Genomic DNA, 12658 nt, shown 5'->3' on the forward strand with positions numbered 1-12658 from the left:
GTACGTCATGTCTTCGTAACCGTCGATTCAGACGAACTTGCGACGCTCAGCCAATGAAGCCCGCCGTGCCAGAGCCTTCGCCGCCCCCCGAGGGGCCCGCGGGGAACGGGGCCCTGACGCTCCCGCCCGCACGTTCCGACGCGCCCGTGACGCCCCTGGCGCGGAAGAATGGGTTCATGAGTCAGCGAGAAGCCCAGGCAGAGGTCCAGCACGTCCAGCCCCCCGTGGGCTCCATAGCGGCCCACCGCCCGCACACGGTGGCGGCGGCCGTCTCCGATCTGGAACCCGACCTCGACGCGGACCTGGACTCCTACGAGGAGTCCGAGGGTGAGGACGCCTCGCTGCCGCAGGGGCGTTTCCTGGACCGGGAGCGCAGCTGGCTCGCCTTCAACGAGCGCGTCCTGGAGCTGGCCGAGGACCCGAACACCCCCCTGCTGGAGCGCGCCAACTTCCTGGCGATCTTCGCCAGCAACCTGGACGAGTTCTTCATGGTCCGGGTGGCCGGCCTGAAGCGCCGCATCGCCACCGGTGTCGCCACCCGCTCCGCCTCCGGGCTCCAGCCCCGCGAGGTGCTGGAGATGATCTGGGCCCGCTCCCGCGAGCTCATGGCCCGGCACGCCGCCTGCTTCCAGGAGGACGTCGCCCCCGCCCTCGCGGACGAAAACATCAGCATCCTGCGCTGGAACGAGCTGACCGAGAAGGAACAGGCGCGCCTGTTCACGCTCTTCCGGCACCAGATCTTCCCGGTGCTCACCCCGCTCGCCGTGGACCCCGCGCACCCCTTCCCGTACATCTCCGGCCTCTCGCTGAACCTGGCCGTCGTCGTGCGCAACCCGGTCAGCGGCCACAAGCACTTCGCCCGCGTCAAGGTGCCCCCGCTGCTGTCCCGCTTCCTGGAGGCCACGCCCGGCCGGTACGTCCCGCTGGAGGACGTCATCGGAGCGCACCTGGAGGAGCTGTTCCCGGGCATGGAGGTGCTGGAGCACCACGCCTTCCGGCTCACCCGCAACGAGGACCTCGAAGTCGAGGAGGACGACGCCGAGAACCTGCTCCAGGCCCTGGAGAAGGAGCTCATGCGGCGCCGCTTCGGGCCGCCGGTGCGCCTGGAGGTCGAGGAGGACATCGACCGCGAGGTGCTGGACCTCCTCGTGCGCGAGCTGAAGATCTCCGAGGCCGAGGTCTACCCGCTGCCCGGCCCCCTGGACCTCACCGGACTCTTCCGCATCCACGGCCTGGACCGGCCCGAGCTGAAGTACCCGAAGTTCGTCGCGGGCACCCACCGCGACCTGGCCGAGGTCGAGTCGGCGTCCGCGCCGGACATCTTCGCCGCCCTGCGCCAGCGGGACGTCCTGCTGCACCACCCCTACGACTCCTTCTCCACCTCCGTCCAGGCCTTCCTGGAGCAGGCGGCGCAGGACCCGGACGTCCTCGCGATCAAGCAGACCCTGTACCGCACCTCCGGCGACTCCCCGATCGTCGACGCGCTCATCGACGCCGCCGAGTCGGGCAAGCAGGTCCTGGTCCTGGTCGAGATCAAGGCCCGCTTCGACGAGCACGCCAACATCAAGTGGGCGCGCAAGCTGGAGGAGGCCGGCTGCCACGTCGTGTACGGCCTGGTCGGTCTGAAGACCCACTGCAAGCTGTCCCTGGTGGTGCGCCAGGAGGGCGAGACCCTGCGCCGCTACAGCCACGTCGGCACCGGCAACTACCACCCGAAGACGGCCCGCCTGTACGAGGACCTCGGCCTGCTGACGGCCGACCCGCAGGTCGGCGCCGACCTCTCGGACCTCTTCAACCGGCTGTCCGGCTACTCCCGCCGCGAGACCTACCGCCGCCTGTTGACGGCTCCCAAGTCCCTGCGGGACGGCCTGATCTCCCGCATCGACAAGGAGGTCCAGCACCACCGCGCGGGCCGCCCCGCCTTCATCCGCATCAAGGTCAACTCGATGGTCGACGAGGCGATCATCGACGCGCTGTACCGGGCGTCCGAGGCGGGCGTGCCCGTGGACGTCTGGGTGCGCGGCATCTGCGCCGTCCGGCCGGGCGTCGCGGGTCTGTCGGAGAACATCCGGGTGCGCTCGATACTCGGGCGCTTCCTCGAGCACTCCCGGGTCTTCGCCTTCGGCAACGGCGGCGAGCCCGAGGTGTGGATCGGCAGCGCCGACATGATGCACCGCAACCTCGACCGCCGGATCGAGGCCCTGGTCCGGGTCACCGACCCCGGCCACCGCGCGACCCTGAACCGCCTGCTCGACACCGGCATGTCCGACAGCACCGCCTCCTGGCACCTCGGCCCCGACGGCGAGTGGACCCGGCACGCGACCGACGCGGACGGACAGCCGCTGCGCAACATCCAGGAGATGCAAATAGACGCCCGGAGGCGCCGGCGTGGCACAGCGAAACCCTGACCCGGCTCACTCCCCGGCCCAGGGCTCGACCCGGCTCCCGGCCTCCCCCCGGCTTCCGGCCCCGCTCGGGCCGGGGGACTCCCCCGAGCCGGGAAACCCCCTCACCGGGGAAGCCCTCGCGGTCTACCTGCGCGCCCAGGCCACGGAGTTCCTCCGCGCCCTGCGCCTGCACCGGGAGACCGGCGGCGCCGGGGCCGCCGGCGCGGAGGAGTCCGTCGACGCGGCGCGGGCCCTGCGCCGCTCGGCCCGCCGCATCAGCGCCGGCCTGCACACCTTCCGCGCGCTGCTGGACGGCGACTGGTCCGACGCGATGCGTCCCGAGCTGGCCTGGGTCTCGGGCACGCTGGGCCTGGAGCACGCCTACGAGGCCCGGCTGGAGCGGCTGCTGCTCGCGCTGCACCGGCTGTCGGGCACCACGGCGCCGCCCGCCCGGGCCGTCACCGCGGGCGCGCCCCTGACGGCCGCGCTCGCCCCGGCTCCGGGCGCGGGCGGCGTCGGCCCGGCGGCCGTGCCGGAGCGCGGTCCCCTCACCGTGGGCGCGGCCAAGGCGGGCGCCCTGCTGGACCGCCGGCTCACCCTCGCCCGCACCCGGGCCCACTCCACGGCGCTGCAGGTGCTCGGCTCCTCCCGCTTCCACGCGGTCGCCGACAGGGTCGCCGTACTCGCCAGCGAGGTGCCGCTGGCCCCCGCCGCCCCGGCCGCGGACCCGCGTCCGCCGGCCGCGGCGGCGGCGGAGCGCCTCACGAACGCCATCGCCGCGCTGCCGCTGGTCACGGCGGGCCATCCGTACAACGCGGAGGCGCTGGTCCACGGCCTGTCCCCGGACCCGTCCCCGCATCCGCAGGACGGCCCCTGGCACCAGGTCCGCCTGCTGCTGCGCCTGCACCGGTACGCCCAGGAGGTGCTGGCCGGCGGCGGTGCGCCCGTCGACGTCCGCCTGCCGGCGGCCGGCCGCGCCCTGGACCGGCACCGGGACGCCTCGGAGGCGGCGTCGGCCGCGGCCCAGGCCGCCCGTACGCCCCGCATCGCACCGGCGACGGCGTACGCGCTCGGCGTGCTCCACGCCGATCAGCGGCACGAGGTGGAGGCGTCCCGGTTCGCCTTCCAGCAGGCCTGGCAGCCGCGGACGGTCACCGCGCTCTGAACCGACCCGAGGAGGCGGCGTGAACGACACCACGGTCCAGGCGGCGGGCTGTGTCCTGTGGCGCCGCTCCTCCGCCGGGGACGTCGAACTGGCCCTGGTCTTCAGGCCCAGGTGGTCCGACTGGTCCTGGCCCAAGGGCAAGCTCAAGAAGGGCGAGACGGCCCGCGCGGCCGCCGTGCGCGAAGTGGGGGAGGAGACCGGCCACGCCTGCCGGCTCGGAGCGGACCTGCCGACTCTGCGCTACGACGACCACGCCGGCCGGAAGAAGGAAGTCAGGTACTGGGCAGCGGAGTCGGCCGACGGGGACTTCACCCCGAACGACGAAGTCAGCGAGCTGGTCTGGGTGTCACCGGACGAGGCCCGCGAACGCCTGACCTATGTACGGGACAGGGAGCTGATCGCTCCGGCGCTCGCGGCCATCGACATCGACCCTGGCAAGTTCCCCATGGACGGCGACAGTTGACGCCGACGACGGGTGTGATCCGATCGACCCTCACTTCCCGGCATCGCGTCGAGCGGGCGGCCGGCGGCCGGATCGCGGAACGCGCTGCCTGACGGGGGCGGGCCGCACTGCCCGACGTGGCGGGACGCGCCCGATGCCCCTGGACGCGATCTCGACATGCCGAAGTCCGCCGAAGGGGTGATGCTGGAGATCACCCGGTTCGGCCGCTGGTTGGGTGTGTGAAAGTCCCCCACCGGCGGCGGCCATGTCCTCCATGGAATCTCGATGAGCCAGTACCTGACGCGCATAGCGGTCATCTGTGACTGCCCGCTTCTTCAGCGTGGCCTCTCGCAGGTGATCGAAGCCGCCCCGGACCTGGAAAAAGTGAATTCCATCAGGCGTACCGACGGGCTGCGATACGAAGTGGGAAACGCGGATGTCGTCGTACTCAGTCTGCGCATTTCCCTCCAAGAAAGATGCGATCTCGTCACCCGCCTGCACCGGCAGGGCAATGCGGTCGTCGTCCTCTCTTCCTGTGCGGCCCAGACCGATCTGATCTCGGCCATCGAATCCGGAGTCCGCGGATATCTGAGCCTTCAGACCGAGGAATCCGAGTTGTTGACGGCATTCCGCACGGTGGCCTCCGGCCGAAGTTACTTCTCCACCAACACCGACAGACAGAGTCCCCACACAATCAAAATCACCGAACGGGAGCGACAGGTGCTGGAGCTCGTCGCAAGCGGGGCCACGGACCGGCAGATAGCCTCGAAACTCAATATCAGCGAGCACACGGTCCACTCCCATCTGGACAGACTACGCCGCAAGACCGGCTCACGCCGCAGGGCGGATCTCACCCGCCTGGCATTGCGACAGGACATGGCCGACGACTTCTCGAAAAAGGGGTAGTCCTGCCCACACACTTCAACCGTTCCACCCCTTGATCTCCCGAACTCCTCACCTCAGCATTAATTAGGTCGAATGCGGGGCACTGGTTGATCCAGCGCCTCACTTGACGAGCACAAGGTGAGGTGACATGAAAAAGAGAACATCGCTGAGCATCGGTGTCGCCGCGGCTTCCTGTCTGGTGGCGGGAGTGTGCGGCTTCTCGGTGTCCGAGGCAAATGCCACGTCACAGAGCCCGCGTGCCACAAGTGCGACGTTCGCGAACTCTGGACTGCAGAAAAACACCGACCGGCCGCACAGAGACATCGTGTGCTACAAGCGGCACCACTCGTCCAAAAAGATCGTCTGCTACAAGCGAGTGACGAGGCAAGGGTCGGTCGTGTACGTCGTGGTGCCCACGCCCGCGACGCCCCCGGTGATAATCATCGGGCCGCCTCCGCCGCCGCCGAGGCCGGCCCCGGCGCCCCCCGCACCAGCGGCTCCGGCCCCGGCGGGCAACCCCGCACCAGCGGGCAACCCGGCCCCGGCAGGCAACCCCGCACCCGCAGGCAACCCGGCCCCGGCAGGCAACCCCGCACCCGCAGGCAACCCGGCCCCGGCAGGCAACCCCGCACCCGCAGGCAACCCGGCCCCGGCAGGCAACCCCGCACCCGCAGGCAACCCGGCCCCGGCAGGCAACCCCGCACCCGCAGGCAACCCGGCCCCGGCAGGCAACCCGGCCCCGGCAGGCAACCCCGCACCCGCAGGCAACCCCGCACCGGCAGCTCCTGCTCCGGCGGCTCCTGCCCCAGCGGCTCCGGCCCCCGCCCCGGCAGCTCCGGCTCCGGCTCCGGCTCCGGCCCCCGCCCCAGCTCCCGCACCCGCACCCGCCCCGGCCCCGGCCGCCGGCAGTGCCGGAGGCTGACGAGACGAGGAAATGACATCGCCTTGCCATGCCGGAAGGCGAGGGAGCGCAGTCAGGGCCTGCGCCACACGGCGCGGGCCCGGGAAGGGGTGCGATGGCAGTGGTCAACGGCCGACCGAAGGGCCGGGGCGGGCCCGGTCTCTCTCCGGTGTCGAAGGCGATCGTCCTCTCTCCGGTGTCGAAGGCGATCGTCGCGCTCACGGTCCTGGGCGTCCTCGTGGGAGCCACCGTGCACCTGGGCATGATCTTCTTCGTCGCCACCCCCTCGAACATCGTCTCCCAGAAGCACGCCGCGACCCTCAGCGCCTATCTCGCACCGGAGTTCGACAAGCAGAACTGGAGGCTCTTCGCACCCGAGCCGCCGCTGACCAACGTTCACATCCACGCGCGGACGAGCGTGCGCATGCCCGACGGATCGTCCTCGGTGACCGGCTGGACAGACCTGTCCGCGAAGGACGACGCGCAGATCGTGCACAACCCGCTGCCCAGCCACGCGCGGCAGAACGAACTCGGGCTCGCGTGGTTCTTCTTCGTCAACTCGCATGACGCCCAGGGGCGTCCGATCGGCCTGTACGGCGATCTCTCGCAGCAGTACCTGCTGCGCATCGCCGCCCACCGCATCGGACCGTGCGTCAACGGGGGCACCGTCGAACTCGTCCAGGTGCGCATGGTGAACACACCCGTGGCCGAGCCCAAGTGGAGCGGCCGGCAGGCCAACACGACCACGGGCTACCAGGTCGAACCGTGGTGGACCGCCGGTGCGGAGGACTTCAGATGACCGGCCGGCCGGTCGCCGGGCGGGCCGCCGAGCCTCCCGGACACGCCGGCGACGCACCCGTGCCATGCCCGTTCGCCGGGCTGTGGGGCCGTGCCGAGGCCGCGGTCCGCCGAGGGCTGACGCGTATCACCGACAGCCCTGTCGCGCCGTACCAGTCGGCCGCCGTGCGGATCGCGTTGTCGTTCACCTGGCTCGCCTACCTTCTGCGCGAGTGGGGCCACAGAGACGAGCTGTACGGGCCCGGCAGCCCGTTCAGCTGGAACATGGCACGTCAACTGGTAACCGCCAACCACGCTTTCACCGCACTCGTGTGGTCCGACAGCAGACTGTGGTTCGAGACCGTCTACGTGGTGGCGATCGCCGCGTCCGTGATGCTGCTCGTCGGCTGGCGGACCCGTACCGCCTCGCTGCTGTTCATGCTCGGCGTGCTGACACTGCAGAACCGCAACATGGTCGTGGGCAACGGCGGAGACATCGTCATCCACCTCCTGGCGACCTACATGGTGTTCGTCCGCTGCGGCCAGGTCTGGTCCCTGGACGCGCGCCGGGCGAGGCTGGTCCGACAGCGCGACCGGCGTGGTGACAAAGCCGCCGGTGATGCCGGTGACGTCACCGGGATCGTCATGTGGTTCCTCCTCGTCGCCGTCCTCGCGGCCGTGACCGCGCTGGGCAGGCTCGGCGTGGGCTGGGGACTGATCCTCTGGGGCTTCGCGGCGGGCCAGGGGCTGTGGTGGCTGGTGCGGCGCCGTGCTCCCGGCGAGCCTCGCACCGTGCTCACGATGATGGGCAACGTGGTGCACGCGGGTGCGCTGCTGGTGATCGTCGGCCAGGTGTGCCTGATCTACGTGATCTCCGGCCTGTACAAGATCCAGGGACCCCACTGGGGGGACGGGACGGGGATGTACTACGTGTTCCACGTGACGGCCTACACCCCGTGGCCCGAACTGTCCCACGCGCTCGGGAGCAACTGGCTCGTCGTCATGCTGATCACGTACGGCACGGTGATCATCGAGGTCGCCTTCCCCTTCACCCTCCTCAACAGGCGCGCCAAGAACGTGACGCTCGCCCTGCTGGTCGGCATGCACATCGGGATCGCGGTCCTTCTCGGTCTGCCCTTCTTCGCGCTCGCCATGATCGCCGCCGACGCGGTCTTCGTCCCGACCGCGTTCCTGCGGTGGATGGGCGACCGTGTGGTGCGCCTCGTCCCGCGGCGGCGTGCCGTCGCTCCCGCTCCCCCGCGTGAGGCCGCCGCGGAGGTCGCCTACAGGAAAGCCGACCAGGATCACGAGACGTCGGCACCTGCGGCACCGCCCCTCGGAGATCACCAGTAGGGACGGTCTCCACAGCGGGACCGGGCGTCCCGGGGGACGTCACAGCTCCGTCGTGTGGCCGTCCGCGTCCGCTCTGGCCTGGCTGCGGGCCCGGCGGGCCGGACCGCGCCAGCCGCAACTGCACCGGGCCACGCAGAAGCGGCCCTGCTCGGTCGTCGTCGTGAGGTGTTCGTGCCCCTGCCGGGCTCGCTGCGGCCCGTCCTGCTGCGTCACACCGCCCACGGTACCGACCGCGCGGCAGCCGCGGGTGCACAGCCTTTCCCTCTGTCCCCCGTCCCCGCGTGGCGCGCGTGACGGCACTCCCTACCCGTCGTTAACCGAAGCGACGGGGGGCCGTGACGGACGGACCGGCTGGGGGTTAGGCAGGCCATGGATGGGCGGCAGCACACGCGGGCGGGCAGGACGGCCGCCGCGGTGGGGATCATGGGTCTCACGGTGGGACTCGCGGTGGGCAGTACGGGGTGTTCCGGCAGCGGAGCCGCCGCGGAGGGCGTGAACGGCAACGGGTCCGATCCGGTGGTCATCCTGCGCCGGGCGGCCGACACGCTCCTGGGGGCGGGCAGTTCCAAGGCCGGCACCTCCATGGAGATGGCGACCGGCGGCACCCGGGTCACCATCCGCGGCAAGGGCGTCTACGACTACCGGCGCCGGCTCGGCCGGCTGACCGTCGTACTGCCGGAGGACCCGACGGGTGTCTCCGAGCACCGGCCCATCACCGAGCTCCTCGCCCCCGGCGCCCTGTTCATGAAGAACCGGGGAGCGGGGGTGCCCGCCGACAAGTGGGTGCGGGTGGAGACCGCGAGCGTGTCCGACGGCAACCTCGTCACCGGCGGCGCGACCGATCCGTACGCCGCCGCGGAGATCCTGCGCGGGACGCGTACGGCGGCGTACCTGGGCCGCAGCGAGGTCGGCGGAGTCCGGGTGCGGCACTACCGGGGGACGGCCGACCTCGCCCGCGCGGCGCGCGGCGCCTCCGCGGACAACCGCGCACCGCTGGCGGCGGCGGCGAAAGGGTTCGCCACGGCCGAGGTCCCGTTCGACGCCTACCTCGACGACCAGGGCCGCATCCGCAAGCTCCGGCAGCGCTTCAGCTTCGTCAACAGCCGGCAGGCGGCCGCCGTCGCGGTCGCCTCGACCACACTGCTGTACGACTTCGGCACCCCCGTCGACGTACGGCTGCCGAGCCCGGGGGACATCTACGCGGGCCGGATCGCCGAGAACGAGGGCGAGGGCGGGAGCGTCGCGGAGGGCGGGAGCGCGGAGGCGGGAAGCGGCGAGATCGAGCCGCCGCACTAGTCCGCGACGCCACCCCCGAAGTAGCCCGTCCGTGCCATGCGCGGTGTGTGGACCGCTCCCTACTCTAGGAAGCCGACGACGCCGGTGAGGGCAGAGAAGAGGTGACGCGCGTGGCTCCGCTCGGCGGTACGGCGGTTCAGGACAACGTGGCCCTCGACGAGATCGAGCTGTGCGGAGACCTGATCATCGCCGCGTCGGCCGCCGAGGAGCGGCTCAGCCTGGAGAGCATCGACGAGGTGCTGCGGGTCACGGAGGCGCGCGCCGCCGCCAGGGCGTAGGGCCGAGCACGGCGGCCCGAGCACGGCGGCCGGGGTCCGGGCGACCGGCGATCACCGGCCGGGGTTCAGGTGCGCAGCAGCCGGCCGATGGCCTTCGTCGCCTCGTCCACCTTCGCGTCGATCTCGTCGCCGCCCTTGAGGGCCGCGTCGGCGACGCAGTGCCGCAGGTGCTCCTCCAGCAGCTGGAGCGCGAAGGACTGCAGGGCCTTGGTCGACGCCGACACCTGGGTGAGTATGTCGATGCAGTACGTGTCCTCGTCGACCATCCGCTGCAGGCCGCGGATCTGGCCCTCGATCCGGCGCAGCCGCTTGAGGTGCTCGTCCTTCTGATCGTGGTAGCCGTGCGTGGCGCCGGCCTCGGTCGTCGTCATCGCGGGCCTCCCTCTCGGAAACGAGCGGCGGATATATACCCCTGGTGGGTATATCGTAGCGAACTTTGCTGGGTATGGGGCCCTTGGTCCGCCCCCGTGCCGACCACTGTGCCTGATGGGCGACACTGGGGATGGCCCCTTAGCCGTGGCCGAATGATGCACTTAGCATCAGGCTGACCTGACCCATGCACCCCGAGGACCCCTTGTGCGCTTTCGTCTGACCCCCAGGGAGACGAGCTTCTACGACATGTTCGCCGCGTCAGCGGACAACATCGTCACGGGCTCGAAGCTCCTGATGGAACTGCTCGGGGCGGACTCCTCCGCCCGGGCCGAGATCGCAGAGCGTATGCGGGCCGCGGAACACGCAGGTGACGACGCCACGCACGCGATCTTCCACCAGCTGAACTCCTCGTTCATCACGCCGTTCGACCGCGAGGACATCTACAACCTGGCCTCGTCCCTCGACGACATCATGGACTTCATGGAGGAGGCCGTCGACCTGGTCGTCCTCTACAACGTCGAGGAGCTGCCGAAGGGCGTCGAGCAGCAGATCGAGGTGCTGGCCCGTGCGGCCGAGCTGACGGCGGAGGCGATGCCGAACCTCCGGACCATGTCCAACCTCACCGAGTACTGGATCGAGGTGAACCGTCTGGAGAACCAGGCGGACCAGATCCACCGCAAGCTGCTCGCCCAGCTCTTCAACGGCAAGTACGACGCGATCGAGGTGCTCAAGCTCAAGCAGATCGTGGACGTCCTGGAAGAGGCGGCGGACGCGTTCGAGCACGTGGCGAACACGGTGGAGACCATCGCCGTCAAGGAGTCCTGAGGCGTCGATGGACACCTTCGCTCTGATCGTGACCGTCGCGGTCGCGCTCTTCTTCACGTATACGAACGGCTTCCACGACTCCGCGAACGCGATCGCGACCTCGGTGTCGACCCGGGCCCTCACGCCGCGCGCCGCGCTGGCGATGGCGGCCGTGATGAACCTCGCGGGCGCCTTCCTCGGCAACGGGGTCGCCAAGACCGTCAGCGAGGGACTGATCGAGACCCCGGTGGGTTCGAAGGGGATGGCCATCCTCTTCGCCGCCCTGGCCGGCGCGATCGCCTGGAACCTGGTCACCTGGTACTTCGGCCTGCCCTCGTCGTCCTCGCACGCCCTCTTCGGCGGCCTGGTGGGCGCGGCGCTGGCGGGCGGTACGGCGGTGATCTGGAGCGGCGTCATCGAGAAGATCATCCTTCCGATGTTCCTGTCGCCGATCGTCGGCCTGGTCGTCGGCTATCTGGTCATGACGGCGATCCTGTGGATCTTCCGCAAGGCCAACCCGCACAAGGCCAAGCGGGGCTTCCGGATCGCGCAGACGGTGTCCGCGGCGGGCATGGCCCTCGGTCACGGTCTGCAGGACGCCCAGAAGACCATGGGTGTCGTGATGATGGCCCTGGTGATCTCCGGCAACGAGACGTACAAGGACCCGATCCCGGTCTGGGTGAAGATCGTCTGTGCGCTGATGCTGTCGCTCGGCACCTACGCGGGCGGCTGGCGCATCATGCGCACGCTCGGCCGCAAGATCATCGAGCTCGACCCGCCGCAGGGGTTCGCGGCGGAGGCGACCGGTGCGTCGATCATGTTCACCACGGCCTACCTCTTCAAGGCGCCGATCTCCACGACCCACGTCATCACCTCGGCGATCATGGGCGTCGGCGCGACGAAGCGTGTGAACGCGGTCCGCTGGGGCGTCGCCAAGAACATCGTCCTCGGCTGGTTCATCACCATGCCGGCCGCGGCCCTGGTCGCGGCACTGGCCTTCGCGCTGATCAACGTGACGGTGCTGTAGCCCCGCTCGAACCCGGCCGACCAGGCAGGGCGAAACAGCACAGGGCCCGCCCCCGGGAGCCGGGGGCGGGCCCTTTCTGCGTCCTCGCGGTGGCACCGCCATGCAGCACCGCGAGGGGTATCGGGGCCGCGGCCTAGCCGAAGCGGCCCGAGATGTAGTCCTCGGTCGCCTGGACCGACGGGTTGGAGAAGATCCGCTCCGTGTCGTCGATCTCGATCAGCCGGCCCGGCTGACCGACCGCCGCGAGGTTGAAGAACGCCGTGCGGTCCGAGACGCGCGCCGCCTGCTGCATGTTGTGCGTCACGATGACGATCGTGAACCGCTCCTTCAGCTCACCGATCAGGTCCTCGATCGCGAGCGTGGAGATCGGGTCCAGCGCGGAACAGGGCTCGTCCATGAGCAGCACCTTCGGCTCCACCGCGATGGCCCGCGCGATGCACAGGCGCTGCTGCTGGCCGCCGGACAGGCCGGAGCCGGGCTTGTTCAGCCGGTCCTTGACCTCGTTCCAGAGGTTCGCGCCCTTGAGCGAGCGCTCGACGATGTCGCCCAGCTCGCTCTTCTTGTGGCCGCCGTTCAGACGCAGCCCCGCCGCCACGTTGTCGAAGATCGACATCGTGGGGAAGGGGTTCGGGCGCTGGAAGACCATGCCGACCTCGCGCCGCACCGACACCGGGTCGACGCCGGTGCCGTACAGGTCCTCGTCGTCCAGCAGCACCTTGCCCTCGACGCGGCCGCCGGGGGTGACCTCGTGCATGCGGTTCAGGGTCCGCAGGAACGTCGACTTGCCGCATCCGGAGGGGCCGATGAACGCCGTCACCGAGCGCGGCTCGACGGTCATCGAGATGTCTTCGATCGCCTTGTGGGAGCCGTAGTAGGCAGTGAGTCCGCTTACGTCGATTCGCTTGGCCATGTCTGCTTCACTTCCAGGAATTCAGGTCGCTGTGGGGCCGCGTCAGCGACCGGCCACGCGG

13 protein-coding genes are annotated in these 12658 nt (G+C 70.4%); 10 read left to right on the forward strand and 3 right to left on the reverse strand.

Features of this window, described 5'->3' with window-relative positions; genetic code table 11:
- Positions 1–53: 53 nt before the first annotated feature.
- The 6 genes from OIB37_RS17760 to OIB37_RS17785 all read left to right on the forward strand — a co-directional run bounded on the left by OIB37_RS17760 (position 54) and on the right by OIB37_RS17785 (position 7910).
- A complete protein-coding gene (locus OIB37_RS17760) occupies positions 54–2408 on the forward strand; it encodes an RNA degradosome polyphosphate kinase (protein ID WP_330458591.1) in 2355 nt (784 codons plus the stop codon).
- Positions 2389–3552, forward strand: coding sequence for a CHAD domain-containing protein (locus tag OIB37_RS17765; protein WP_443058170.1), 1164 nt, complete (start codon positions 2389–2391; stop codon positions 3550–3552). The genes OIB37_RS17760 and OIB37_RS17765 overlap by 20 nt, the downstream gene beginning before the upstream one ends.
- 19 nt (positions 3553–3571) lie before the next feature.
- Positions 3572–4015 (forward strand): NUDIX hydrolase, encoded by a 444-nt coding sequence (locus OIB37_RS17770; protein ID WP_330458592.1) that lies wholly within the window; start codon positions 3572–3574, stop codon positions 4013–4015.
- 264 nt (positions 4016–4279) lie between these two features.
- Positions 4280–4900 carry a response regulator transcription factor gene (locus tag OIB37_RS17775; RefSeq protein WP_330458593.1) on the forward strand — a complete coding sequence of 207 codons (621 nt, stop codon included), beginning with the start codon at positions 4280–4282 and terminating at the stop codon, positions 4898–4900.
- A 995-nt stretch (positions 4901–5895) separates the two neighbouring features.
- On the forward strand, positions 5896–6579 hold the full coding sequence (locus OIB37_RS17780) for a DUF5819 family protein (RefSeq protein ID WP_330458594.1): 684 nt from the start codon (positions 5896–5898) through the stop codon (positions 6577–6579).
- Positions 6576–7910 (forward strand): HTTM domain-containing protein, encoded by a 1335-nt coding sequence (locus OIB37_RS17785; RefSeq protein WP_330458595.1) that lies wholly within the window; start codon positions 6576–6578, stop codon positions 7908–7910. The genes OIB37_RS17780 and OIB37_RS17785 overlap by 4 nt, the downstream gene beginning before the upstream one ends.
- Positions 7911–7949: 39 nt before the next feature.
- Here the strand turns inward: OIB37_RS17785 and OIB37_RS17790 are convergent, their stop codons facing one another.
- Positions 7950–8123 (reverse strand): hypothetical protein, encoded by a 174-nt coding sequence (locus OIB37_RS17790; protein ID WP_330458596.1) that lies wholly within the window; start codon positions 8121–8123, stop codon positions 7950–7952.
- A 156-nt stretch (positions 8124–8279) separates the two neighbouring features.
- Between OIB37_RS17790 and OIB37_RS17795 the strand changes: the two genes are divergently transcribed.
- Together OIB37_RS17795 and OIB37_RS17800 are read left to right on the forward strand one after the other, a co-directional pair.
- Complete coding sequence (locus OIB37_RS17795; protein WP_330458597.1) at positions 8280–9206, forward strand: hypothetical protein; 927 nt, start codon at positions 8280–8282, stop codon at positions 9204–9206.
- Positions 9207–9316: 110 nt separating this feature from the next.
- A complete protein-coding gene (locus OIB37_RS17800) occupies positions 9317–9484 on the forward strand; it encodes a hypothetical protein (RefSeq protein WP_330462098.1) in 168 nt (55 codons plus the stop codon).
- 65 nt (positions 9485–9549) lie between these two features.
- Here OIB37_RS17800 and OIB37_RS17805 read toward each other — a convergent pair whose 3' ends face one another.
- A complete protein-coding gene (locus tag OIB37_RS17805) occupies positions 9550–9855 on the reverse strand; it encodes a metal-sensitive transcriptional regulator (RefSeq protein ID WP_330458598.1) in 306 nt (101 codons plus the stop codon).
- A 205-nt stretch (positions 9856–10060) separates the two neighbouring features.
- Here OIB37_RS17805 and OIB37_RS17810 point away from each other — a divergent pair, with 205 nt between their 5' ends.
- Positions 10061–10681, forward strand: a complete 621-nt coding sequence (locus OIB37_RS17810) for a DUF47 domain-containing protein (protein ID WP_330458599.1) — start codon at positions 10061–10063, stop codon at positions 10679–10681.
- Positions 10682–10688: 7 nt separating this feature from the next.
- The gene (locus OIB37_RS17815; RefSeq protein ID WP_330458600.1) at positions 10689–11687 is read left to right on the forward strand and encodes an inorganic phosphate transporter; all 999 of its coding nucleotides are present in this window, start codon (positions 10689–10691) and stop codon (positions 11685–11687) included.
- Positions 11688–11820: 133 nt separating this feature from the next.
- Here the strand turns inward: OIB37_RS17815 and pstB are convergent, their stop codons facing one another.
- A complete protein-coding gene (gene pstB, locus OIB37_RS17820; RefSeq protein WP_330458601.1) occupies positions 11821–12597 on the reverse strand; it encodes a phosphate ABC transporter ATP-binding protein PstB in 777 nt (258 codons plus the stop codon).
- Positions 12598–12658: the final 61 nt, after the last annotated feature.

The sequence above is a fragment of the Streptomyces sp. NBC_00820 genome (assembly GCF_036347055.1).
In the GTDB taxonomy this organism is placed as follows: Bacteria; Actinomycetota; Actinomycetes; order Streptomycetales; family Streptomycetaceae; genus Streptomyces.

What these genes read in the sequence shown, in the direction of transcription:
- OIB37_RS17760 (WP_330458591.1), top strand. Translation starts at nt 54, where the DNA reads ATGAAGCCCGCCGTGCCAGAGCCTTCGCCGCCCCCCGAGGGGCCCGCG.
- OIB37_RS17775 (WP_330458593.1), top strand. Translation starts at nt 4,280, where the DNA reads ATGAGCCAGTACCTGACGCGCATAGCGGTCATCTGTGACTGCCCGCTT.
- OIB37_RS17780 (WP_330458594.1), top strand. Translation starts at nt 5,896, where the DNA reads ATGGCAGTGGTCAACGGCCGACCGAAGGGCCGGGGCGGGCCCGGTCTC.
- OIB37_RS17785 (WP_330458595.1), top strand. Translation starts at nt 6,576, where the DNA reads ATGACCGGCCGGCCGGTCGCCGGGCGGGCCGCCGAGCCTCCCGGACAC.
- OIB37_RS17795 (WP_330458597.1), top strand. Translation starts at nt 8,280, where the DNA reads ATGGATGGGCGGCAGCACACGCGGGCGGGCAGGACGGCCGCCGCGGTG.
- OIB37_RS17805 (WP_330458598.1), bottom strand. Translation starts at nt 9,855, where the DNA reads ATGACGACGACCGAGGCCGGCGCCACGCACGGCTACCACGATCAGAAG.
- OIB37_RS17815 (WP_330458600.1), top strand. Translation starts at nt 10,689, where the DNA reads ATGGACACCTTCGCTCTGATCGTGACCGTCGCGGTCGCGCTCTTCTTC.
- pstB (WP_330458601.1), bottom strand. Translation starts at nt 12,597, where the DNA reads ATGGCCAAGCGAATCGACGTAAGCGGACTCACTGCCTACTACGGCTCC.